The sequence below is a fragment of the Marinobacter sp. P4B1 genome, assembly GCF_001447135.1.
Taxonomy (GTDB): domain Bacteria; phylum Pseudomonadota; class Gammaproteobacteria; order Pseudomonadales; family Oleiphilaceae; genus Marinobacter; species Marinobacter vinifirmus.
Genome location: NZ_LLXM01000008.1, coordinates 33259 through 56814, shown reverse-complemented (window position 1 = coordinate 56814; position 23556 = coordinate 33259). Strand labels below are relative to the sequence as shown.

Annotated in this window: 19 protein-coding genes; 16 read left to right on the top strand and 3 right to left on the bottom strand. The window is 60.1% G+C overall.

The window, feature by feature from the left end:
- The first annotated feature begins 122 nt into the window (after positions 1-122).
- Positions 123-1661 carry a membrane-bound lytic murein transglycosylase MltF gene (gene mltF / locus AQ621_RS06050; RefSeq protein WP_058340695.1) on the top strand — a complete coding sequence of 513 codons (1539 nt, stop codon included), beginning with the start codon at positions 123-125 and terminating at the stop codon, positions 1659-1661.
- Positions 1662-1675: 14 nt separating this feature from the next.
- On the opposite strand, the gene AQ621_RS06045 is transcribed toward mltF, so the two are convergent.
- Positions 1676-2158, bottom strand: coding sequence for a regulatory protein RecX (locus AQ621_RS06045; protein ID WP_058340694.1), 483 nt, complete (start codon positions 2156-2158; stop codon positions 1676-1678).
- A gap of 146 nt (positions 2159-2304) precedes the next feature.
- Here AQ621_RS06045 and AQ621_RS06040 point away from each other — a divergent pair, with 146 nt between their 5' ends.
- The 5 genes from AQ621_RS06040 to AQ621_RS06020 all read left to right on the top strand — a co-directional run bounded on the left by AQ621_RS06040 (position 2305) and on the right by AQ621_RS06020 (position 11512).
- Positions 2305-4776: a DUF349 domain-containing protein gene (locus AQ621_RS06040; protein WP_058340693.1), complete on the top strand. Its 2472-nt coding sequence runs from the start codon at positions 2305-2307 to the stop codon at positions 4774-4776.
- Between the two features lie 175 nt (positions 4777-4951).
- Positions 4952-6160, top strand: a complete 1209-nt coding sequence (locus tag AQ621_RS06035) for an acetyl-CoA C-acetyltransferase (RefSeq protein WP_058340692.1) — start codon at positions 4952-4954, stop codon at positions 6158-6160.
- 29 nt (positions 6161-6189) lie between these two features.
- Entirely contained in the window at positions 6190-8340 is a 2151-nt protein-coding gene (locus AQ621_RS06030) for a 3-hydroxyacyl-CoA dehydrogenase NAD-binding domain-containing protein (protein WP_058340691.1), read from the top strand.
- A 219-nt stretch (positions 8341-8559) separates the two neighbouring features.
- Positions 8560-10734 (top strand): carboxy terminal-processing peptidase, encoded by a 2175-nt coding sequence (locus AQ621_RS06025; protein ID WP_058340690.1) that lies wholly within the window; start codon positions 8560-8562, stop codon positions 10732-10734.
- 4 nt (positions 10735-10738) lie between these two features.
- Positions 10739-11512, top strand: coding sequence for a helix-turn-helix domain-containing protein (locus AQ621_RS06020; protein ID WP_058340689.1), 774 nt, complete (start codon positions 10739-10741; stop codon positions 11510-11512).
- On the opposite strand, the gene mtnA is transcribed toward AQ621_RS06020, so the two are convergent.
- A complete protein-coding gene (mtnA, locus tag AQ621_RS06015) occupies positions 11501-12556 on the bottom strand; it encodes an S-methyl-5-thioribose-1-phosphate isomerase (RefSeq protein ID WP_058340688.1) in 1056 nt (351 codons plus the stop codon). The two genes, AQ621_RS06020 and mtnA, sit on opposite strands and share 12 nt — an antisense overlap.
- Before the next feature lie 167 nt (positions 12557-12723).
- Between mtnA and AQ621_RS06010 the strand changes: the two genes are divergently transcribed.
- The 8 genes from AQ621_RS06010 (at position 12724) to rdgC (ending at position 18548) form a co-directional block, all read left to right on the top strand.
- The gene (locus AQ621_RS06010) at positions 12724-14052 is read left to right on the top strand and encodes a TRZ/ATZ family hydrolase (protein ID WP_058340687.1); all 1329 of its coding nucleotides are present in this window, start codon (positions 12724-12726) and stop codon (positions 14050-14052) included.
- 22 nt (positions 14053-14074) lie between these two features.
- Complete coding sequence (gene ubiG / locus AQ621_RS06005) at positions 14075-14791, top strand: bifunctional 2-polyprenyl-6-hydroxyphenol methylase/3-demethylubiquinol 3-O-methyltransferase UbiG (protein ID WP_058340686.1); 717 nt, start codon at positions 14075-14077, stop codon at positions 14789-14791.
- Positions 14781-15446 carry a phosphoglycolate phosphatase gene (gene gph / locus AQ621_RS06000; protein ID WP_058340685.1) on the top strand — a complete coding sequence of 222 codons (666 nt, stop codon included), beginning with the start codon at positions 14781-14783 and terminating at the stop codon, positions 15444-15446. The genes ubiG and gph overlap by 11 nt, the downstream gene beginning before the upstream one ends.
- Positions 15447-15511: 65 nt before the next feature.
- A complete protein-coding gene (locus AQ621_RS05995; RefSeq protein ID WP_058340684.1) occupies positions 15512-16264 on the top strand; it encodes a YciK family oxidoreductase in 753 nt (250 codons plus the stop codon).
- Complete coding sequence (locus AQ621_RS05990; RefSeq protein ID WP_058340683.1) at positions 16264-16497, top strand: glutaredoxin family protein; 234 nt, start codon at positions 16264-16266, stop codon at positions 16495-16497. Before AQ621_RS05995 ends, AQ621_RS05990 begins: the two co-directional genes overlap by 1 nt.
- A 12-nt stretch (positions 16498-16509) precedes the next feature.
- Complete coding sequence (gene yaaA, locus AQ621_RS05985) at positions 16510-17280, top strand: peroxide stress protein YaaA (RefSeq protein WP_058340682.1); 771 nt, start codon at positions 16510-16512, stop codon at positions 17278-17280.
- Positions 17281-17331: 51 nt separating this feature from the next.
- Positions 17332-17532, top strand: coding sequence for a DUF2788 domain-containing protein (locus tag AQ621_RS05980; RefSeq protein WP_058340681.1), 201 nt, complete (start codon positions 17332-17334; stop codon positions 17530-17532).
- A gap of 89 nt (positions 17533-17621) precedes the next feature.
- On the top strand, positions 17622-18548 hold the full coding sequence (gene rdgC / locus AQ621_RS05975) for a recombination-associated protein RdgC (protein ID WP_058340680.1): 927 nt from the start codon (positions 17622-17624) through the stop codon (positions 18546-18548).
- A 14-nt stretch (positions 18549-18562) separates the two neighbouring features.
- On the opposite strand, the gene AQ621_RS05970 is transcribed toward rdgC, so the two are convergent.
- Positions 18563-21310 carry a bifunctional acetate--CoA ligase family protein/GNAT family N-acetyltransferase gene (locus AQ621_RS05970; RefSeq protein ID WP_058340679.1) on the bottom strand — a complete coding sequence of 916 codons (2748 nt, stop codon included), beginning with the start codon at positions 21308-21310 and terminating at the stop codon, positions 18563-18565.
- Between the two features lie 205 nt (positions 21311-21515).
- On the opposite strand from AQ621_RS05970, the gene AQ621_RS05965 reads away from it, so the two are divergent.
- Both AQ621_RS05965 and pyrC read left to right on the top strand, forming a co-directional pair.
- Positions 21516-22442 (top strand): histone deacetylase family protein, encoded by a 927-nt coding sequence (locus tag AQ621_RS05965; RefSeq protein WP_058340678.1) that lies wholly within the window; start codon positions 21516-21518, stop codon positions 22440-22442.
- Positions 22443-22524: 82 nt separating this feature from the next.
- Positions 22525-23556, top strand: a complete 1032-nt coding sequence (pyrC, locus tag AQ621_RS05960; RefSeq protein WP_058340677.1) for a dihydroorotase — start codon at positions 22525-22527, stop codon at positions 23554-23556.

Here is a 23556-nt window from a genome sequence, read left to right as displayed (position 1 = left end):
GGAAAAGCGTACAATTGACATTGTTTTGCACATGGATTGAACAGATCAATTGACCACCTTCCGGCAAGGAGGGATCATTCACCTGACTGCATGGAACGTCGACTGATGCGGAGCGCAGGGATTTGTCACGATTGATCAGCACCTTTAAAACCAGCCACAGGCCTGTGGCCCTGATTCTGCTGGCTGCACTGGCGGTCAGCGGCTGCTCCCGGCCGACTGCCCTTCAGGAAGTTCGCAACGAAGGTGTCCTGCACGTTATTACCCGCATAGCTCCTTCTATTTATTACCAGGAACGGGAAACCACAACCGGGTACGACTACGAACTGGCCAGTGACTTTGCCCGGGAACTGGGCGTAGAGCTGCGAGTCCGTATTGCTGAAGACAACTCCGAAATCCTCTCGGTGCTGTCCCGAAACTACGCCCACATCGGCATGGCCGGGCTCGCCAGGCTGCCGGAGTTCGAAGGCAAGTTCCACACCGTGCCCACCGGCATCAGTGTTCAGTCCGTAGTGGTCTACCACCGGGATGCAGACAGGCCAGAAACCCTCGACGACCTGCAGGGCGATACTGTCCACATGCTGGCTGACAGCAACCACGAACACCTGCTTGAAGCACAGGAAGGCGAGTCAGCGCCGGTTATTGCCGTTCACTCTGAAATCGATGCAGCCGGCCTTCTGGCCCGGGTGGAAACCGGGGAATTCGCCTACGCGGTGGTTTCATCGAACGAGCTCGACCTGAACCACGTCTTCTTCCCCGATGTCTTCGAAGGCTTCGCCCTGAACGAACCGGAAGAGCTGGTTTGGCTGTTCCCGGCGGAGCAAGATGATTCGCTGGCCAATGCCGCTTCCAGATTCATGGAAGCCCAGCGTGATAGCGGCCAGATGGAGCAGCTGGCAGAGCGTTTTTATGGCCACCTGGACCGGCTCAATTTTGTGGGTGCCCAAACCTTCATGACCCACGTGGACAACCGGCTGCCCACCTACCAGACCACCTTCGAAAGCTACGCCCGTGAAACCGGCCTGGACTGGCGCCTGCTTGCAGCGATCGGCTACCAGGAATCCCACTGGCGCGCCAATGCGGTATCCCCCACCGGCGTGCGCGGGCTGATGATGCTCACCCGCACCACCGCCAACTATATCGGCGTGAGTAACCGCCTGGACCCGGAGCAAAGTATTAAGGGTGGTGCCCTGTATTTCCTCCGGGTGCTCGAGAAAATCCCCGACCGGATTCCGGAACCGGACCGCACCTGGTTTGCCCTCGCCTCCTATAACGTGGGCTATGGCCACCTTGAAGATGCCCGACGGTTAACGGAATCGGCAGGTAAAAACCCGGATCGCTGGATGGATGTGAAGGAATTCCTGCCGTTGCTGGCCCAGAAGGAGTGGTACACCAAAACCCGCTTTGGCTATGCCCGTGGGCACGAGCCGGTGGCCTACGTGCAGAACATCCGTCGCTACTATGATGTGCTGGTAAGGGTCACGGAACCGGAGCTGCCAGAACCGTCTGAAACCGATGTAGACCTGGCCGCCCTCAATGCCAGAGATGAAAGCGCCGAAGACGGAACCAACGGTTCCGACAACGCGGACAATCCAGAATCGGGCTCACCCAGCCTGCGAGCCGCACTGCCGCCTGAGCTGGGGCTGATCCCGCCCACACTGTAATCCGGCCAACCGGGTTACTCGTCTTCGGGAGCCCGCGCTTCCAGTGCCCGCTCAACCTGTGAACGGGAAAAGCCTCTCCCGGCCAGAAACCGTGCCTGTCGCAACTTTTCTTTCAGGTCATCATCCAGCCTTGCCAGCCCGAACCGCCTCTCCCTCAGGCGCACGGCCGATGCCAGCCATTGCTCTTCGGTGGTTTCACTGAGGCACCCGGGGCTGAAGTTCACCCCACGCTGCTGCAAGTCCGCCAGGATTCTCAGGGGCCCGTAGCCCGCATCCATCCGTTGCCGGGCAAACACATCGGCAAAGCGGTGATCATCCAGCCATCCTTCATCCTCGTATTCATCGAGGACAGTGTTGATCAGTGCCGGCTCAATCTTCCGTTGGCGAAGTTTCAGCGCCAGCTCCTGGCGACTGTGTTCACGCCGAGCCAGCAGGCGCAGCGCCACCGAGCGGGCCTTGTAATCCTGGTCTTCGGGATTTTCATCTCTTTTTGCCATACAGCCCCTTTCCGCGATGGCTTGCAAAACGCTAGACTACCGGCCGATTTCACACACCGCCCGGCACACCCGACCGTGCTTGTGGCCGGTGGCAGCACACTTTGCCGCCACCGCAGACTGGTTTCAATCCCGAAGGATACCTTTATATGGCTGCATTCATTCAGAGACTGTTCAAATCCCGCAAGGCAACCCCGGCAAGCGCTCCGAAAAACAGCACGCCAAAAGCGGCCGAGGCCAGCCAGCAGGAAGCCCAAAACGAACGACAGCTTCTGCGGGAATCCCAGGAAAACCAGCTCAGAAACAATCCGCCACAGCCCGAACTCGCCCAGCTTGCCATTGACGGCGTAACCGCTGCCATTCGCCTGGAAGCCGCCAACGGCCTTCAGCAGGAAGAGCTCCTGCAGCAGGTGCTCAAGCAGGCCAAGGGCCGGGACAAGGGTGTCTACCAGGCAATCAAGCAAAGCCTGCAAACCGTGAAAGACCAGCAGGCCGCCGAAACCGCCGTACAACAGCGTATCGAAGCCCTGATCACCCAGGTACAGGACCAGGCCCGCAGTGAAGACACCAAGCTTTACGAAGCCCGGCTCGACGCAGCACAGGAAAGCTGGCGCAGCGTTGAAGCCAGCGCCAGTGCCGAACAGGCCGGGCAATTCCTGGCTGCCGTGCACGACTGCCGGGAGCGGCTGAAACAGTTTAAACAGGTACAGGAAGACGAAAAGCGCCACCAGGAGCAGGCCCGCCAGAGAACCGAGACCCTGGAACTGCTCCAGCAGACCCTGACAGACCTGCAAACTGCCTCCGCAGAAGACCTGCCTTCGGCCTCGGCCCTGGACGCCCTGCAGAAAACCCAGGAAAACCGCTGGCTGGAGGCCACCCGTGACACCCAGGTAAGCAAGCAGGAGCAGAAAGAATACGAGCAGCAGATGCTGGGCTTGCGCAACTACCTGAGTGCCGTGCGCCGCCTGGAAACCATGAAAGACAGCATTGCCAGCCTGGGTGAAGCGGCCGGATCAGACGAGGCAACCGACGAGCAACGTGATGCTGCAAGGCAACTGCTCAAGGAACTGGAGTGGCCGGCAGAATTCCCCCAGCCCGCCAGGCTGGAACCTGTACGCAAGCTGGCCGGCAAACCCAGAGCCGCGAAACCGGCAGATGCCAACCAGGAACAGCAAAGCGCGGTTATGTCAGCTCTGAAGGCCACCCTTCCGGACCTGGAAGCTGCCCTGGAAGCCAGGCAGTTCAAGGAATCAAAGCAACTTCTGAAAACCGCCCAGAACCAGTTCCAGCAACTGGATGGCCGAAACCGTCGTGGCTTCCAGGCCCGCATGCAACTGCTTGCCGGCCAGTTCCGGGAGCTCAGCGACTGGCAGGGCTTTGCTACCGAACCCAAGCAGGTATCCCTGTGCGAGCAAATGGAATACCTGGCAGAACAACCCATCGAGCCGGAAGCCAAGGCGGAGCGCATCAAGGAGCTGCAGAGTGAATGGCGTGACCTGGGCGGTTCGTCTGACAGGGCCCTGTGGAGCCGGTTCAAGGCCGCGTCTGACAAGGCCTACGAACCCTGCAAAGCCTACTTCGAGGCAAAATCGGACCTTAAACAGGCCAACCTGCAGAAGCGCCAGGCCATCTGCGACCAGCTGGCTAGTTTCCTGGACAACGCAGACTGGACCGCCATCGACTGGAAAGGCGCCGAGCGCATTCACCAGACTGCCCGGCAGGAGTGGAAATCGGCCTGGCCCGTGGACTTCCGCGACAACCGGCAAATCCAGAAGCGTTTTGACGACTTGCTGAAGCAGCTTGAGCGCCCGCTGGACGAAGAGCGCAAAAAGAACGAAACCCTCAAACAAGGCATCGTCGAAAAAGCCGGGGCGCTGATCAGCCACGAGCCCCTGCAGGAAGCCATGGAGCAAGCCAAGGCCCTGCAAAACGACTGGAAAGCCGTCGGCATCACCCGGCACCGGGAAGACCGCAAACTCTGGCAGGCGTTCCGCACAGCCTGTGACCAGATCTTTGCCCGCCGCGATGCCCAGCGCTCCGCACAGCAGGAGGCAACCGAACAGGCAGACCAGGCGGCACTCGAAACCGTTGCCCAGCTGCGGGAACTTGGCACTGACTCCGATGACCAGTCCATCGCCGGCGCCATCGAACAATTGAACGGCCTGGCCGGTAATCCGTTGTCCAAGCCGGTTCGGGAACAGGTTCAGGAGCTGAAAAAGCGCCTGGCCCAGACCGCCCGCACCCGTAAGTTGAAACAGAAAATCGACGACTGGCAAAGCCTGGTGGCGGGCCGGGTAAACAACTCCCTGGATCCGCAAACCGCGCCTGACAGCTGGGCCCGCCTGGCACAGAACCAGCCAGCAGTGTCAGGCCGGGACCTGGCCATTCGTGCGGAGATCCTCGCCGGCGCCGATACCCCGGAACAGGACCAGCCTCGCAGGATGGAAATCCAGGTGCAGCGCCTGACCGAAGGTATGGGCAACACAGAAACAGAAGCGCCGGCACAGGAGCTGGAAAAACTGATTGCCCTGTGGTGCCTGCACCCGGAGGTAGAGGACGTATCCGCCAGCAACGCCGACCGCCTGAATCGCGCACTGGAGGTTATGCTCGGCAGCGATTAAACAGTCGCCCCGCTCCTCTGATCCAAAATCCCTGCTCCGGCAGGGATTTTTTGTTTCCGGGCTGAGCAATTTCGCCAATGGGATTGGCAGCGGCTGTCATTACCGGGTACTACACTGAACCGCTATGGTTATCACTCTTTGACAACAAGCCCGGATAACAATCAGAGGAACAGATATGACCACCGAGGCGTACATATTCGATGCCGTTCGCACTCCCCGCGGCCGCGGCAAGAAAGACGGTTCACTGCACAGCGTAAAACCCATCAGCCTGCTCACCACGGTACTCAAAGCCCTGCAGGAACGTAACCAGCTGGATACCGCCCAGGTGGACGACATTGTCATGGGCTGCGTCACCGCCGTAGGCGACCAGGGCGCAGACATTGCCAAAACCGCCGCACTCGCCGCCGACTGGGACGAGAAAGTGGCCGGCGTCACCCTGAACCGTTTCTGCGCCTCCGGCCTGGAAGCCGTCAACCTGGCCGCCATGAAAGTACGCTCCGGTTGGGAAGACATGGTGGTCGCGGGCGGCGTTGAAGCCATGTCCCGCGTACCCATGGGCTCCGATGGCGGCGCCTGGGCCACCGACCCGGAAACCAACCTGCACACCGGCTTTATGCCCCAGGGCATCGGTGCAGACCTGATCGCCACTCTGGAAGGCTTCAGCCGTGAAGATGTCGACGGCTTTGCGGTGAAATCCCAGCAAAAAGCCGCCAACGCCTGGGGCAAGGGCTACTTCGCCAAATCCATTGTCCCGGTCACCGACCAGAATGGCGTGGTGATTCTGGACCGGGACGAGCATGTGCGCGGTAACACCACCGTAGAATCCCTGGCCGGCCTCAAGCCCTCGTTCCAGATGATGGGTGAGATGGGCTTCGATGGCGTGGCTCGTGAAAAATATCACTACGTGGAAAAGATCAACCACGTGCACCACGCCGGCAACTCCTCCGGCATTGTCGACGGTGCCACCGCCGTGCTGATTGGCAGCGAAGCCAAGGGCAAGGAACTGGGCCTGAAGCCCCGTGCCCGCATTGTCGCCACCGCGGTCACCAGCACAGACCCCACCATCATGCTCACCGGCCCTGCCCCCGCCGCCCGCAAGGCGCTGGAGAAAGCCGGCATGACCGTGGACCAGATCGACCTGTTTGAAGTGAACGAAGCCTTTGCCTCAGTGGTGATGCGCTTCCAGAAAGAACTGTCCGTTCCGGACGAGAAAGTGAATGTAAACGGCGGCGCCATCGCCATGGGTCACCCGCTGGGTGCTACCGGTGCCATCATCCTCGGCACCCTGCTGGATGAACTGGAACGCCGTGAACTGCGCTACGGCCTGGCCACCCTGTGTGTGGGCGGCGGCATGGGCATTGCCACCATCATCGAGCGCGTCTGAACGCCACTTTCAAATAAAAGGAACCGACCATGAGTGCCATCCAATACGACCTGGGTTCAGACCAGATTCTGACCCTGACCATCGACATGCCGGGCCAGTCCGCTAACACCATGAACGGCGAGTTTCGCACCGCCCTGACCGACACCGTCAACAAGGTCAAAGGTGACCTGGACAACATCAAAGGCATCATTATCGCCTCAGCCAAGAAAACCTTCTTCGCCGGCGGCGACCTGAACGAACTGTACGAAGTCACCCGCGAGCAGGCCAAAGACTTCGAGGCCATGATCAACTGTCTGAAAGCCGATATGCGGGCGCTGGAAACCTGTGGCAAACCCGTGGTGGCCGCCATTAACGGCACCGCCCTCGGCGGCGGACTGGAACTGGCGCTGGCGTGTCATTACCGCGTTGCCATTGATGACGACCGCACCCAGCTGGGCCTGCCGGAAGTGACCCTGGGCCTGCTGCCCGGCGGTGGCGGCACCCAGCGCCTGCCCCGGATGATTGGCCTGGAAGCGGCTTTCCCGTTCCTGATGGAAGGCAAAAAGGTGAATCCGAAAGCGGCCCTGAAAGCCGGCATCATGAATGAATTGGCCAGTTCACCGGAAGACATGATCGCCAAGGCCCGGGCCTTTATCGAAGCCAACCCCAAGTGCCAGCAACCCTGGGACCAGAAAGGCTTCAAATTCCCCGGCGGCGCCCCACATCATCCAGCCATGGCACAGAAACTGGCCATCGCACCGGCCATGCTGCGGCAAAAAACCAAGGGCTGTTACCCTGCCCCTGAGCGGATTCTGGCAGCAGCCGTGGAAGGCGCTCAGGTGGACTTCGACAACGGCAGCCTGATTGAAACCCGATACTTTGCCGAGCTGGCCACTGGCCAGGTTGCCAAGAACATGACCGGCACCTTCTGGTTCCAACTCAACGCCATCAAGGCCGGCGGCAGTCGCCCGGATGGTGTGGAAAAAGAAACCTTCAAGAAAGTGGGCGTACTGGGTGCAGGCATGATGGGTGCCGGCATTGCCTACTCCACTGCCAGCCGCGGCATTGAGGTGGTGCTGAAGGATGTTTCCGTGGAAAACGCGGAGAAGGGCAAAAGCTACTCCGAGAACCTGCTGGCCAAGAAAGTCAGCCGCGGCCGCATGACCGAAGCCCAGAAAGACGAGGTGCTGGCCCGAATTAAAGCCACGGCTTCCGCCGACGATCTGGAAGGTTGCGACCTGATCATCGAAGCCGTGTTCGAAGACAGCGATTTGAAGGCAAAGGTTACCCAGGAATCCGAGCCGAAAATGGTGACCAACGGCATCTTTGCCTCCAACACCTCCACCATCCCCATTACCCAGCTGGCCAAGGCCTCCGCCAAGCCGGACAACTTCATCGGCCTGCACTTCTTCTCCCCGGTGGACAAGATGCAGTTGGTGGAAATCATCGTGGGCGAGAAAACCTCCGATGACACCCTGGCCCGCGCATTCGACTACGTGCAGCAGATCGGCAAAATCCCCATTGTGGTGAACGACAGCCGCGGCTTCTTCACCTCCCGGGTGTTCGGCACCTTCGTGAACGAAGGCATCAGTATGCTGGCCGAGGGCATTCACCCTTCCAGCATCGAGAACGCAGGTTTGCTGGCCGGCATGCCGGTGGGTCCACTGGCGATTTCTGACGAAGTCAGCATGACCCTGATGCAGCACATCCGCGCCCAGAGCCGGAAAGACACCGAAGCCGCCGGCGGCACCTGGCAGCCACATCCGGCCGAAGCCGTCATCGATGCGATGGTGGATACCCACAACCGCAAAGGCAAAGCCGCCGGCGCCGGTTTCTACGAGTACCCGGAGAAGGGCAAAAAATACCTGTGGCCGGAGCTGGAGAACTTGTTCGTAGACCAGGCCAAGGCCCGCAGCGTGCAGCTTCAGGACCTGAAAGACCGCATCCTGTTCATCCAGGCCATCGAGACCATCCGCTGCCTGGAAGAAGGCGTGTTGAGAACCGTGGAAGATGCCAACATCGGCAGCATCTTCGGCATTGGCTACGCGCCCTGGACCGGCGGCGCCATCCAGTTCGTCAATCATTACGGCGTTCGCGCCTTTGCCGAACGGGCCCAGCAACTGGCGGACCAGTACGGCGAGCGCTTCGCACCGCCTGCGCTGCTGATGAGCAAAGCAGAGAACAACGAAACCTTCGCCTGACCCTGCCGGCCGGAGGGGACCTCCCTCCGGCCACTTTACTTCCCGCAACCTGCCCCAATCTATTACCCCGGGGCGCAACGTATATGGACATATTGTCACGAAGCTATACCCAAGGCCTATGGCAACAGGTGTAGCGGTTGCCTACAATAAATTTATCAGTCACGGGTAGAACAGCGGCTTACGCGTTACCAGACACCCAGTATCGCCAGGTATGCATTTATGAGCATTGCGGAAAGAATCAGACAACACAGCCCCCGGCCGGCCACCCTGAAAAAAGCGGGGCTTTGTACAGCACTGGGCCTTGCCCTGCTGGTGCCGGGACTGTCCGGTTTGCAGGCAAAGCTGGATGACTCGGCTATCTACGAGCCGGTCGCGCCCACCATTGACCAGGCCCGGGCCAACATCCTGATTGCCCGCCAGCTTCAGTTCACCCATTTCCGCAACCTGGGTATCAGTGACGAACTCTCTGGCGATGTGTTTGATGCCTACCTGGACTACCTGGACAACCAGCGCGTTTACCTGACCCAGCAGGACATCGACGCACTCTCCAGCGTCCGTAACCGCCTGGGCTCGGCCCTGAAAACCGGCCAGCTGCAACCGGGCTTTGATATCTACAACCTGGTGCAGCAGCGGGTTATCGAGCGCCTGCAGTTCGCCCTGTCGCTGATCGACGAGGGCATTGATAACCTGGACTTCGAAGGCAACGATCAAATCCGCGTTGACCGGTCCGAAGCACCCTGGGAAGCCGACAGCGCGGCACTGGACCAGCTCTGGATCAAACGCATCAAGAACGCGGTGCTGGCCCAGCGCCTGAACGGTACTGAAGACGACGTCATCGAAGACAACCTGCGCCGCCGCTACGAAGGCCAGCTGAAGCGCGCTTACCAGGCTCGCAGCGAAGATGCCTTCCAGGCCTACATGAACGCCTTCACCGGCATGTGGGACCCGCACACCTCCTACTTCTCTCCGCGCACCTCGGAGAACTTCAACATCAACATGAGCCTGTCCCTCGAGGGCATTGGCGCGGTGCTGCAGTCCGACAACGGATACACCAAGGTGGTGCGCCTGGTTCCCGGCGGCCCGGCCTCCAAACAAGGCCAGCTGCAACCGGCAGACCGCATTGTGTCAGTTGCACAGGAGGGCGAAAAACCGGTCAACGTGATCGGCTGGCGCCTGGATGAAGTGGTGGACCTGATTCGCGGCCCCCGCAACTCAACCGTCACCCTGGAAGTGATTCCGGCCAACGCTTCGGACGAAAGCGTTACCCGCTCGATCGATATCAGCCGGGACGAGGTCAAGCTGGAAGAACAGAGCGCCAGCAAGGAAGTGATCGAACTGGAACGTAAGGGCCAGGACTATCGCATTGGCGTGATCACCATTCCCACCTTCTATGCCGATTTCCAGGCCATGCAGGCAGGTGATCCCAATTATAAAAGCACCACCCGGGACGTTCGCAGGCTGATCAGCGAACTGAAAGAAGACGGTGTCGATGGCGTGGTGATGGACCTGCGCAACAACGGTGGCGGCGCCCTGCACGAAGCCAACGACCTGGTAGGCCTGTTTATCGACAAAGGCCCGACAGTGCAGATCCGTAACGCCAACAACGATGTTCAGGTGCTGAACGACGAAGACCCCACCGTGGTTTACGACGGCCCGCTGGTGGTGCTGGTTAACCGCATGAGTGCCTCGGCTTCGGAAATCTTTGCCGGCGCCATCCAGGATTACGGTCGCGGCCTGGTTGTAGGCTCCCAAACCTTCGGCAAGGGTACGGTACAGGCGGTTCGGCCCCTGAACCACGGCCAGCTGAAGATTACCCAGTCCAAGTTTTACCGGGTATCCGGCGGTTCTACCCAGCATAAAGGGGTGATTCCGGACATCGAGATTCCGTCACGCATCGACAAAACCCGCATCGGCGAAGATGCCCTGGACCACGCCCTGCCCTGGGACCAGATTGAAGCGGTGCCCCATAACCGTTACTTCGACTTCAGCGGCATTATCGATGAACTGCGGGAGCGCCATGAAGACCGGTTTGCGACCAACCCGGAATTCAGCCTGCTGCAGAAAGAAATCGAATTCCTTACCCAGCAGCGGCAGATGGACTACGTAAGCCTGAACCACGCCGAGCGGAAGGACCAGCACAGCCAGATTGAAAATACCCGGCTGACCATTGCCAACGCCCGCAGGGAATTGCGCGGTGAAGAGCCGTTCGACACCCTGGAAGACCTCGAGCAATGGCAGGACGAGCAGGCCGCAGACCTGGACACCACCGATGACGAACTGGACTTCGTGATCCGTGAAGGCGGCCACATCATGGCTGACCTGCTGGAACTGGACCAGCGCACCGCCTCTATCCTGTCGCCCACACAGTTCGCGGCCAAAGCCGAAACCCGGTAACCGCATGGCAGACACCGACCGGGAGCCAGCCAACCAGGATAGCCAGCAGCGCGCCGCCCTGTTCCGGGACATGCTGCTGGATGCCCTGCACGCCATGCGCTCCATGGAAGAAGTGGAAAGCCTGGCAGGCCGCGATAACAAGGCCAGGAGCCCGGAAGGCATACTGGAGCGGATAGCGGGATTTACCGGTTCTGCCCTTCGCCTGGGTGCCAAGGCAACCGATACCTCCCTGCGGGTGGGCCGCGCGCTGATTAACTCCCAGGATCAGCTGCGGGCCATGCTCACCGCCGGCCAGTCCATGAAAGACATCCGCGAAGTGGCCGGGCTTACGCTTTCGGAAATGAGCGAAGCCCTCAACCTGAAAGACAAGTCCCTGCTGGAAGCCATCGAGAACGGTACGTCTACCCTGTCCTTCGAGCTGATTCTGCGCCTTGCGGCACTGATTGCCCGCAACGATCCGATCCCCTTCATCATGCGCACCACCCGCAACTACAACCCGGAGGTGTGGCAACTGCTGAACGACTGGGGCATCGGGCGCATACCGCTGCAGTTCGAGCGGGAGCGGGAATTTATCAATATTTTCCGGCGCCATGACGATGCCCGCACCCTGTCGGATGAAGGCTTCCGCAAGGTTCTGGAATTCACCCGCCACAGCTTTGAGATGTCCATGCACTTCGTGGAAGAGCAGGAAAAGCAGGTGGCCGACCTGAAAGCAAACCTCCAGGCCGGCCAGGCCACCGCAGGAAAGTCCGGGGCCGGCAAAGAATCAGGCAAATAGCGCCTGCATGGCCGCCAGGTCCGGATGCCGGACAGCGCCCTTCTCGGTTACGATCGCATCAATCAGGCTGGCCGGGGTAACATCGAACACCGGGTTGAACACCTCCACGCCCGCCGGCGCCAGCGCAATGCCCCGAATCTCCCGGACTTCCGTACCTTCCCGCTCTTCAATGGGAATCTGCGCGCCAGACGCCAGGGCCATATCCACGGTGCTGGACGGCGCCACCACCATAAAGCCCACATTGTGATAACGTGCCAGCACCGCCAGGTTGTAGGTACCGATCTTGTTGGCCACATCACCATTGGCCGTAATACGGTCTGCCCCCACCACAATCCACTTCACCTTACCGCTGGCCAGGATGGCGGCCGCTGCACCATCGGCATTCAGGGTGACGGGGATTTCATCACGGGTCAGTTCCCAGGCCGTCAGACGACTGCCTTGCAGCCAGGGGCGGGTTTCATCCGCGTACACCCGTTCCAGCAACTGCTTCTCATGCAAGCGACGGATTACTCCCAGTGCCGTGCCATAACCACCAGTGGCCAGGGCTCCGGTATTGCAGTGTGTCAGCACGGATATGGGTGCCTGTAAGTCCATGACCTCCAGCGCATGGTCCGCCATGGCAAGGTTGGCTGCCAGGTCTTCCTCGTGAATACGTACCGCTTCGGCAGCCAGTTGCTCCGCTGCTTCGGGCAAGGACTGGCACGCCCGGAAGACCCTGCCCATGCGCTCCAGGGCCCAGAACAGGTTTACCGCGGTCGGGCGGGAACGGGCCAGTTCATCCATCGCCCGCTCAATCTCGCCCTGCCAATCGTCAGTACCGGCATGGCGTGCCGCCAGGGCAACTCCGTAGGCGGCACTGATACCAATAGCGGGCGCCCCCCGAACCACCATATCGGTAATACACTGAGCCACGCCGGAAGCGCCCTCCGAGGTAATCCAGTGCTCCTCCCCAGGCAGCAATCGCTGGTCCAGCAGCTCAAGCCGGTCGCCATGCCAGCGCATGGCTACAGTGCCCATGGAACGGGAGGAAGGGGAATTGGCCATAAACAGCTCCGCAGAGGGTGAAAAAAACGCAGTATAGCTTTTTCCTACCTCGTTTATACCTCCATTGGCCCGGTGGCCGGGGTAGTTCTGTTGCAGCGGGCTGGTTATACTTCCGAGTTGAATTTTCCGGCACGATCAACCGTGCCAATAGCTGACAAGGCAGGTTAATGACGGCAGACACCATTACTGCGGCCGACACCCGGATCAACGCGCGCTGGCTGATACCCATGGAACCCTTTGGCGTGGTTCTGGAACACCAGGCCGTTATCCTTCAGGGCAGCCGTATTGCCGATATCCTGCCCCAGAGCGAAGCAGACCAGAAGTTCCGCACCCGGGAAACCATCAACCTGGACCAGCACGTGGTCCTGCCGGGGCTGATCAACCTGCACGGCCACACCGCGATGTCCCTGTTCCGAGGCATGGCCGACGACCTGCCACTGATGACCTGGCTGAACGACCACATCTGGCCGGCCGAAGGCCGTTTTGTCAGCGAACCCTTTGTTCTGGACGGCACCCGCCTGGCCATGGCCGAAATGCTGCGCACCGGCACCACCACCTTCTCGGATATGTATTTCTTCCCCGAAGTGACTGCCCAGATGGCCCACGACGTTGGCATGCGCGCACAGATCTGCTTCCCCCTGCTGGACAACCCGACGGTGTGGGGCTCCGGCCCGGAGGATTACCTGCGCAAAGGTGCTGACCTGATTGCCCAGTGGCAGCACGACGAATACATCATGCCCGCCATCGGCCCCCATGCACCCTATACCGTGTCTGACCAACCGCTGACGGCAGCCGTTAAGCTGGCAGAGGAAACCGGTGCGCCCCTGCAAATACACCTGCACGAAACCGCCTTCGAAGTGGACGAAGCCGTCAAAGCCACCGGCAAACGCCCGGTATCCCGGATGGCAGAACTGGGCGTACTCGGCCCGAACAGCCAGTATGTGCACATGACCCAGATTGACGATTCCGACCTGGAGCATCTGGCCCGGGCCGGAGGACACATCGTCCACTGCCCGGAATCGAACCTGAAGCTCGCCAGTGGCTTTTGCCCGGTCCAGAAGCTGATCGACAGCAACATCAATATCACTATCGGTACCGACGGCGCCGCCAGCAACAACGACCTCGACCTGTTCGGCGAACTGAAAACCGCGGCCATGGTGGCCAAGGTGGTGGCCGGGGATGCTGCCGCCGTGTCGGCACACAGCGCACTCAGGATGGCGACCATTAACGGTGCCCGGGCCCTGGGCCGCGACCACGAACTGGGCTCGCTGGTGCCCGGCAAACTGGCCGACCTGATTGCCGTTGATCTCAGCGACCCGTTCCTGCAGCCCGTGTACGACCCGGCCTCTCACCTGGTGTACAGCAACCATGGCCGGGCAGTAAGCCACAGCTGGATTCACGGCGTACCTCAGGTACAGGACGGCCGTTTGACCCGTATCGATGTGCCAGACCTGATGCTGCGTGTCAGCGACTGGCGCAACAAGATTCTCAGTTAATTATCTCAACCAGGTGCACTCCATGAGCAACCAGAACGTAGACCAGAACGAGATTGCCAAGTTTGAAGCACTGGCCGGCCGCTGGTGGGACCCCAGCAGCGAGTTCAAGCCGCTTCACGACATCAATCCCCTGCGCCTGAACTACATCGACGAGCGGGTATCGCTGGCAGGCAAGAAAGTACTGGATGTTGGCTGTGGTGGAGGTCTGCTGTCTGAAGGCATGGCCCTGCGTGGTGCCCACGTTACCGGCATCGACATGGGCGAAGCCCCGCTGAACGTAGCTCGGCTGCACGGCATGGAATCCGGTGTGAAGGTGGACTACCGCCAGACCACCATCGAAGAGCTGGCCCGGGACCCGGAACATGCCGGCCAGTACGACGCCGTCACCTGCCTGGAAATGCTGGAGCACGTTCCGGACCCGGGCTCGGTCATCAAGTCTTGCGCGGCCATGTTGCGCCCGGGCGGCCACCTGTTTGTGTCGACCATCAACCGCAACCCGAAGTCCTTCCTGTTTGCCATTGTGGGCGCGGAATACGTGCTGAACATGCTGCCCAAGGGCACCCACGAGTGGAAGAAGTTCATCCGGCCCTCGGAAATGTCCGACTACCTGCGCCACGCCGGGCTGGACGTGCGCGAGCTTACCGGTATGACCTACAACCCCATCACCAAAAGCTACAAGCTGGGCCGTGATGTCGACGTCAACTACCTGATGCACGCGCGGGATATTCGTGAAGACTGACCAAAAACCCTCTGCGGTACTGTTTGACCTGGACGGCACCCTGATCGACACCGCACCGGATTTCATCCGCTGCCTGAACCAGCTGCGCCAGCTCCATAACCTTGAACCGCTGGCGGCCGAGCAAATCCGCCCTTCGGTGTCCAATGGCGCAAGGGCCATGATCCGGGTCGGTTTCGGGCTGGAGCCAGAGCATGACGGCTACGTGGAAAAGCACACGGCTTTCCTGGACCTATACGAGGCGGGCGTAGCGGTAGAAACCACCCTGTTCGAGGGCATGGACTCACTGCTGGCAAACCTGGAAGCCCGGGGCATTCCCTGGGGCATTGTCACCAACAAGCCGGTGCGCTTTGCTGAGCCGCTGGTACAGGCACTGGGGCTGGCCCAACGTTGCGCCACCCTGATCTGCCCGGACCACGTCAGCGAACGCAAGCCACACCCGGAGCCGCTGTTCCTGGCCTGCCAGAGAATTGGTGCTGCGCCGGAACAGGCCGTGTATGTTGGCGACCACGAAAGGGATATCGAAGCCGGCCGTAACGCCGGCATGCGCACCATCGCTGTGCGCTACGGTTACATCGAGCAACCCCACACGGTTGATCTGTGGCAAGCCGACATCATTGCCGACACCGTCAGCGACCTGGCAAAGCTGTTACAATAAGCCCCCTTTTTCGTTCAACCCCGGCACTATTCGGGCCGGAAAACGCCTGAACACGGAGACAGGTTATGCAAGATTACCAGGCACCCGCCGATCTTCTGAAAGACCGCATTGTCATGGTAACCGGAGCCGGTAGCGGCATTGGCCGCGCCGCCGCCAAAGCCTACGCCGCCCACGGCGCCACCGTGATTCTGGTGGGCCGCACCGTAGGCCGGCTGGAAGAGGTCTACGACGAAATCGAAGCCGCCGGCCATCCGCAACCGGCCATTGTGCCGATGAACTTCGAAGGCGCGGCGGTCAAGGACTACGAAGAACTGGCCATGACCATCGAGGAAAACTTCGGTCGGCTGGATGGCCTGCTGCATAACGCCGGTATTCTGGGCTCCCGCAGCCCGGTAGAACTGTACGACCCGGAAACCTGGAACAAGGTGATGCATGTAAACGCCACCGCCCCGTTCCTGCTCAGCCGGGCGATGATTCCGCTGCTGCGCAAATCCGATGATGCGTCGATGATCTTCACCTCCTCCGGTGTCGGCCGCCAGGCACGCGCCTACTGGGGTGCCTATGCGGTATCCAAGTTCGCCGTGGAAGGACTGGCCCAGTTGCTGGCCGACGAGCTGGACGACGAACGCAATAACATTCGGGTGAACAGCCTGAACCCGGGTGCGACCCGCACCGGCATGCGCCTGCTGGCCTACCCGGCGGAAGATCCGAAGAAAAACCCGGAGCCCGAAGCGCTGATGCCGGTGTACCTGTACCTGATGGGTAAAGACAGCCGGGGTGTAAACGGCCAGCAAATCGACGCACAGCCGAAAAAGTAATGGAACTGTTGTTTTACACCACCTCCAATTGCCACCTGTGCGAACTGGCAGAAGCCCTGCTGGTAAACACGCCCATGCCGGAGCCCATCCCGGTGGATGTGGTGGATATTGCCCAGTCGGAAGAGCTGGTTGAGCGTTACGGCACCCGCATCCCGGTGCTGCGCCGTAACGATACCGGTGCGGAACTTGGCTGGCCGTTTACCAGGGACCAGTTACTCACGTTTCTGCAATGAGGATCTGCTGACATGCTGATGATTATTTCCCCCGCCAAGACTCTGGATTACGAGAGCCCGCTGGTGACGGAAACCTATACCCAACCGGACTACCTGGATGATGCCTGCGAGCTGATCGACCAGCTCAAGGAACTGGAACCCCATCAGGTGAGCAACCTGATGAGCATCAGCGACAAGCTCGGCCAGCTCAACGCCGAGCGCTTCCGTACCTGGCACACACCGTTCACTCCGGACAACGCCCGCCAGGCCATCCTGGCCTTCAAAGGCGATGTGTACACCGGGCTGGACGCTGAAAGCTTCAGCGAAGACGACTTCGCCTTTGCCCAGCAGCACCTGCGTATGCTGTCCGGCCTGTATGGCCTGCTCAAGCCGCTGGACCTGATGCAGCCCTACCGGCTGGAAATGGGCACGAAGTTCGAGAACAAGCGTGGCAAAGACCTCTACGCCTTCTGGGGAAGCAAACTCACCAAGGCCCTGAACGAGCTGCTCGCAGCAGACGACAAGGTGCTGGTTAACCTGGCCTCCAACGAATACTTCAAGAGCGTTCAGAAGAAAGACATCGACGGCCGCCTGGTGACCCCCCAGTTCAAAGACTGGAAGAACGGCCAGTACAAGATGATCAGCTTCTACGCCAAGAAAGCCCGCGGGCTGATGTGCCGCTACGCCATCCAGAACCGGATTACCCAGGCCGATGACCTGAAAGGATTCAACCTGGAAGGCTACTACTTCAGTGAAGAGCAGTCCGATAACAACAACTGGGTGTTCCTGAGAGACGAGCAGTAACCGGCGTGTTCCAACCTGCAAAGATCAGTTTCAGTTGATATCGGAGTAACCATGAACGAAGCAGTATTTTCCCAGATCGCCATGCTGGTGTTTCTGACCGGCCTGATTGTCTGGATGGGTTTTATCGTTTGGGACCTGGCCAAGAAATCCCAGGCCGGCAAGTTTGGCACCATCGCCCTGTTTACCGTGCTGGGCGCAGGCGTTGTAGGCTTTCTTGTGAAGACCGTACTGGTCGAGATCATGCACATCTGACCACTCGGCCGTCACTTTACGGCTACCGGCGGTAGCCGTATCATCCCCCTCCTTTTTGTACCAACAGCCTCTAGCAAGGATTTAGCCCCATGTGGTTCCGCAACGCCCGGATTTTCCGTTTTACCAAGCCTTTTGATATCTCCGCCGAAGCACTGGAAGAGAAGCTTCAGGCCGATGCTTTCAAACCGTGCGGCCCACAGGAAACCACCCGTCAGGGCTGGGTTCCACCGCTGGGCAAGCACGGCGATCAACTGGTACACAGCGCCAACGGCTATCACCTGATTGCCCTGCGCAAGGAAGAAAAGATTCTGCCGGGCCCGGTGGTCAAGGAAGCCGTGGAAGAGCGGGCCGAAGCCATTGAAGTGGAACAGGGCCGCAAAGTTCGCAAGAAAGAGAAAGAAGAGATCAAAGAACAGGTCATGCTGGAAATGCTGCCCCAGGCCTTTTCCCGCAACCGCCGCTGCTTTGCCTACCTGGCACCCCAGGACGGTGTGCTGGTGGTGGATGCCGGCTCGGCCAAGCAAGCGGAAGACCTGGCGTCTACCCTGCGCAAAAGCCTGGGTTCCCTGCCGGTTCGCCCGCCGGCGGTGGAACAGGCCCCGGCCTTTACCTTCACCGGCTGGCTGAATGAAAGCATCGACCACCCGGCTACCATTGTGCTGGGCAGCGAGTGCGAGCTGAAAGACCCGTCAGAAGATGGCGGCGTGGTGCGCTGCAAGGGCCTGGACCTGAAAGCCGATGAAATCCGCAACCACCTGGAAACAGGCATGCAGGTAACCAAGCTGGCCCTGACCTGGGACGACAACGTATCGTTCGTGCTGGATGAAGAACTGGGCATCCGCCGGCTGAAATTCGGCGAAACCCTGCAAGACCAGCTGGACGGCGTGGATGCAGACGACGCCCTGGCCAAGTTCGATGCCGCCTTCACCATCATGACGCTGGAACTGTCCCGGCTGATTCCGGGACTGCTGGAAGCACTGGGCGGAGAAGACCGCTCCGCCATCGTCGAAGAATAATCAGACAGGGGGGGCTACAGGTGCCCCCCCTTCTTCAACCGTTCCTTCTGCCAGTCCTTCTCCGGCTCGTTCAGTACCAGCCGGAGATCCATCACTTCCTCTTCCGGATTGAACTTGATCTCGAAACCCAGATGCTCCGCCAGCTGCAGCATCGGGCGGTTGTCCGGCAATACGTTACCAATCATTTCCATGGTGCCCCGGGCCCGGCAGTATTCAATCATTTTCTGCATCAGCGCCACGCCCAAGCCCTCGCCTTTCATGCGATCGTCTACCATCACGGCAAACTCGCAGCGCAGGTTGTCGGCGTCTGTCCAGGTACGCACGGTGCCCAGGGTTTCCTCACCCTCACCATCCTGCTTCGGGGCGTTGGCGATAAAGACCATTTCCCGGTCGTAGTCGATCTGCACCATCTGGGCCACGTCTTCCCGGGAGAAGTTCTTGCGGTACTGGAAGAAACGGTAGCGGATGGACTCCGGTGACTGGTGTTCGTGGAACTGGCGGTGCGCCGGCTCGTCTTCGGCCAGTACCGGCCGGATAACCACCCGACGGCCGGATTTCGGCAGCACAATCCACTCTTCCAGCTCCTTCGGATAGGGCTGGATTACCGGCTTACCCGGCTTGCTGTCCAGGTTGATGGCAATGTTAACCGCCACCGCACCCTGCTCGTTGAACAGCAGCGGAGAAATTTCCAAACCACGGATCTCGGGAATGTCGATCACGATCTGGGACAGTTTCACCAACGTCTCGGACACCGCCCGGATATCCTCTTCCGGCTTCAGGCTGTGTTCCTTCAGCAACTTGTACATGTAAGTACGGCGCAGCAGCTCACGGGCCAGCACCATGTTCAGGGGCGGCAAGGCAATCTGCCGGTCGGTCATGATGTTTACCTGGGCACCGGCGGCGCCACACACCACCAATGGCCCGAACACATCATCCCGGGTAATGCCCACGCTGAATTCAATTCCGCCCACGTGCTGGTAGGAGTGCTGAACGGCAAAGCCCAGGAAGCCGCTGTCCGGGAAATGCTCCTGGTATTCCTCTTCCAGGAAACGACAGGCATCAATGATGGCCTGCTCGCTGTTGAGCTTCTTTACGGTGCCCTTGTAGCGGCGCTGGGTGGGGCTGAGATCCAGGAACGGATGACACACCTGCTCGTGGATCACGGTTACGTCGATCGGGCGGCGCTCGATGGAGAACATCTCCAGCACTTCTTCCATATCGTCACAGTACATGGTGTCGATGGTGTGCACGCCGTAATCACGGATAACCCGCCGGGCTTCCCGGCTTGATAGATGCTTGCGGCCGTCACGCAGGGCCTTGGCAACCAGGCCGCGGGTATTGGCCCGGTCAGCAAAGTGATCGGTGAAAGATTCCGGCGTTTCTGTCAGCAGCCGCTGTACCCGCTGGTGACGCACGTGCTGCATGAACGCCATCACGGCCTTTTCCGGGTTGAAGAACGAAGGGATACCGGCCCGGTAGAACTCCTCCCGGGAATCCATCACCGTGCTCTGGCCCAGCCAACAGGTGAAAATGTTCAGGCGCGTGCCCTTGGAGGCCTGCACCACGGCATCGGCAATCTGCAGGCTGTCCTGCACCAGGGTTGGCGCGTACATCACCAGCACGTTGGCGACATTCGGGTCCTTCGCCAGGATCTTGATAGCCTGGGCATACAGCTCCGGCGAGGCATCGTAGTTCAGGTCGATGGGATTCTTGCGCGTCCAGTACGGCGGCAATAATTCCGCCAGGGCATCAATACTGCCCGGAGACAGTTCCGCCAGCTCTCCACCCAGGTCCGCCAGCCGGTCTACCGCCAGCACACCCGGCCCTACCCCGTTCCCCATAATCGCCAGGGATTCGCGGCGCAGGGGGCGCATGCGGGTCAGGGTTTCCAGGGCGTCGAACATCTGGCCCAGTCCGTCCACCCGCAGCACACCGGCCCGCTGCAGCATGGCATCGTAGATCGGGTCTGTCCGGCGAATCCCCGCCGGCAGTTGGTGGGAGAACCACTCGGATTCCGGCACCCGGCCGGATTTAACCGCAATTACCGGCTTGGTTCGGGAGGCTACCCGTACCGCCGACATGAAACGGCTGGGGTTTGGAATGCTTTCAATGTGCAGCAGGATGGCGCGGGTCTGGGTATCCTGGGCCAGGTAATCGATCAGGTCGTCATGGTCGATGTCCATGCCGTCGCCGAGGGTCAGGAAGTAGGAAAACCCCACACCCCGGGCAAACGCCCAGTCCAGTACCGAGCTTGCAATGGTGCCGGATTGCCCCACAAAGGCCACCCGGCCGGGAATCGCACCCATGTGGGCGTAGGTGGCATTCAGGTGCCGGGCCGGCACCATCAGCCCGATGGTGTTGGGGCCGAGTACCCGGATACCGGTTTCACGGGCGGCATCCCGCACCGAGTACATCAGCGGCTGCCCCGTCTTACTGTGGGTACGGGACATACCGCCGGTCATCACAATAGCCGTTCGAACGCCCCGCTCGCCCAGCTTGCGTACCATTTTAGGCACGGTGTTGGGCGGCGTACAGATAATGGCGAGATCCGGCGTAAAGTCCAGCTTCGATACCTTCTCGACACAAGGCACCCCGTGCACGTTCTCGTATTCACTCTGGTTGACCACCACCAGCCGACCGGGAAAACCGCCACCCAGAAGGTTACGCAGAACCATACCACCCAGGTTATCTGCCCGTTCGGATGCACCGATCACGACGATAGACTCGGGGTTAAACAGGCTTTCCAGATAGCGGGTACTCAACGCGACTCTCCCAGAGTGATACAACGGGCTTCAGGTTAAAAATCCCAGTAATACAGGATGCTTATCAATGTATACCTTATCTTAGATGGGGATTTCCTGATGTAAATCCGTATCACGCCCATTAGACCAAAGAAATACGACATACTTCGGGTATCCCTGATAACATGGTTTTAATAAGAAGCAGATTCAGGCACAGACTACACGTATGACCACGGCATTCTTTTCCCACGATGACTGCATGAAGCACAACATGGGCCCGGAACACCCGGAAAGCCCTGAGCGCATATCAAGCATCCTGGCCTACCTTGCAGACACCCATCTGCAGGAGGATCTCGACTGGGTAAGACCAGAAGAAATCACCCGCGACCAGCTTCTGACCGTGCATCCCGAAACCTATCTGCAGCAACTGGACCTGATGCAGCCCACCCGTGGCCGCGTTTTTACAGATCCGGACACCGCCATGATGCCAGATACCTTGCACGCGGCGCGCCTGGCCGCAGGTGGCAACGTACAAGCGGTAGACATGGTGATGAGCAGCCAGGTAACCAACGCCTTCGTTTGTGCCCGCCCGCCCGGACACCACGCCGAGCGCACCAAGTCCATGGGGTTCTGCTTCTACAACAACATCGCACTGGCGGCCATGCGCGCCCTCACCTTCCACCACCTGGAGCGGGTGGCCATCATCGACTTCGATGTGCATCAGGGCAATGGCACGGTGGATATCGTCAGTGGCGACGAGCGCATTCTGATGTGCTCCAGCTTCCAGCATCCGTTCTACCCGCACTCCCATGTGCACCGGCAGGCAGACAACATCGTTAATGCCCCCATCGAGGCCAACTGCAGCTCCACCGAGTACCGCAAGATCGTGGAAGCCGCCTGGCTGAAGAAGCTGCAGGATTTCCGGCCCCAACTGGTGCTGATCTCTGCCGGCTTTGATGGCCACAAGAAAGACCCCATGGGCGAGCTGAACCTGGAAACCGAAGACTACCGATGGCTGACCGAAATGCTGGTCAGCGTTGCCCACGACCATGCCAACGACCGGATCATCTCCACCCTGGAAGGCGGGTATCACCTCAAAGCCCTGGCTGAAAGCGTAGCCGCCCACCTGGACGTGCTGAACGCGGTTTACTGACTTCCGCGTGGAACAGGCTGATCAATAGCCGGCACCTTCTGGTATAATCCGCAAAATTTTTGGCTGCCTTGCGGATACTTCCATGACCAGAGAACTGACCATCACCCGCCCGGACGACTGGCACCTGCATGTCCGGGACGGTGCTGTACTGAACAGCGTGGTGCCTGCCACCGCAGCCTGTTTCGGCCGCGCCATCATCATGCCCAACCTGGTGCCTCCGGTAACCGATGCTTCCATGGCCATGGCCTACCGTGAACGCATCCTGGCGGCAGCTGCTGATACCGGCTTCGAGCCGCTGATGACCCTGTACCTGACCGAAAGCACCACCCCGGAAACCATCCGCGAAGCCAAGGCCGCCGGGGTTATCGCTGCCAAGCTCTATCCAGCGGGCGCCACCACCAATTCTGCCTCCGGTGTCACCGATATCCGCAACATCTACCCGGTACTGGAAGCCATGGCCGATTGCGGCATGTTGCTGCTGGTACACGGGGAAGTAACCGATGCCGACATCGATATCTTTGACCGTGAAAAAGTCTTCCTGGAGCGAGTGCTGGCCCCTACCCTGCAGGCATTCCCCCAGCTGAAAGTGGTACTGGAACACATCACCACGGCAGATTCCGCCGAGTTTGTGCGCAGCCACACCGGTGGCAACCTGGCCGCCACCCTGACGCCACAGCACCTGATGTACAACCGCAACCACATGCTGGTGGGCGGCGTTCGGCCACACCTGTACTGCCTGCCCATTCTGAAGCGCAACAAGCACCAGCTGGCGCTGCGTGAAGCGGTTGCCAGTGGCGACCCGCGCTTCTTCCTGGGCACCGATTCCGCACCCCATGCCAGAGACAAGAAAGAAGCCGCCTGCGGCTGTGCCGGCTGTTATTCGGCCTATGGTGCCATCGGCCTGTATGCAGACGTATTCGAAGAGCTGGGCATTCTGGACAAGTTCGAAGCCTTTGCCAGCTTTAACGGCCCCGATTTCTACGGCCTGCCCAGAAACACCGACACCATCACCCTGGTGCGGGAACCCTGGACCATGCCGGAGCAACTGCCCCTGGCCGATGGCACCATCGTGCCCCTGAAAGCCGGTGAAACCGTAAACTGGCGCCTGGCGTAA

Excerpts from the sequence above, each read along its gene's own strand:
- AQ621_RS06030 (WP_058340691.1), top strand. The coding sequence starts at position 6,190 with ATGAGTGCCATCCAATACGACCTGGGTTCAGACCAGATTCTGACCCTG.
- ubiG (WP_058340686.1), top strand. The coding sequence starts at position 14,075 with ATGAGCAACCAGAACGTAGACCAGAACGAGATTGCCAAGTTTGAAGCA.
- AQ621_RS05965 (WP_058340678.1), top strand. The coding sequence starts at position 21,516 with ATGACCACGGCATTCTTTTCCCACGATGACTGCATGAAGCACAACATG.
- AQ621_RS05980 (WP_058340681.1), top strand. The coding sequence starts at position 17,332 with ATGAACGAAGCAGTATTTTCCCAGATCGCCATGCTGGTGTTTCTGACC.
- rdgC (WP_058340680.1), top strand. The coding sequence starts at position 17,622 with ATGTGGTTCCGCAACGCCCGGATTTTCCGTTTTACCAAGCCTTTTGAT.
- AQ621_RS06020 (WP_058340689.1), top strand. The coding sequence starts at position 10,739 with ATGGCAGACACCGACCGGGAGCCAGCCAACCAGGATAGCCAGCAGCGC.
- AQ621_RS06035 (WP_058340692.1), top strand. The coding sequence starts at position 4,952 with ATGACCACCGAGGCGTACATATTCGATGCCGTTCGCACTCCCCGCGGC.
- pyrC (WP_058340677.1), top strand. The coding sequence starts at position 22,525 with ATGACCAGAGAACTGACCATCACCCGCCCGGACGACTGGCACCTGCAT.
- AQ621_RS06040 (WP_058340693.1), top strand. The coding sequence starts at position 2,305 with ATGGCTGCATTCATTCAGAGACTGTTCAAATCCCGCAAGGCAACCCCG.
- AQ621_RS05995 (WP_058340684.1), top strand. The coding sequence starts at position 15,512 with ATGCAAGATTACCAGGCACCCGCCGATCTTCTGAAAGACCGCATTGTC.
- mtnA (WP_058340688.1), bottom strand. The coding sequence starts at position 12,556 with ATGGCCAATTCCCCTTCCTCCCGTTCCATGGGCACTGTAGCCATGCGC.
- yaaA (WP_058340682.1), top strand. The coding sequence starts at position 16,510 with ATGCTGATGATTATTTCCCCCGCCAAGACTCTGGATTACGAGAGCCCG.
- AQ621_RS05990 (WP_058340683.1), top strand. The coding sequence starts at position 16,264 with ATGGAACTGTTGTTTTACACCACCTCCAATTGCCACCTGTGCGAACTG.
- AQ621_RS06025 (WP_058340690.1), top strand. The coding sequence starts at position 8,560 with ATGAGCATTGCGGAAAGAATCAGACAACACAGCCCCCGGCCGGCCACC.
- AQ621_RS06010 (WP_058340687.1), top strand. The coding sequence starts at position 12,724 with ATGACGGCAGACACCATTACTGCGGCCGACACCCGGATCAACGCGCGC.
- AQ621_RS06045 (WP_058340694.1), bottom strand. The coding sequence starts at position 2,158 with ATGGCAAAAAGAGATGAAAATCCCGAAGACCAGGATTACAAGGCCCGC.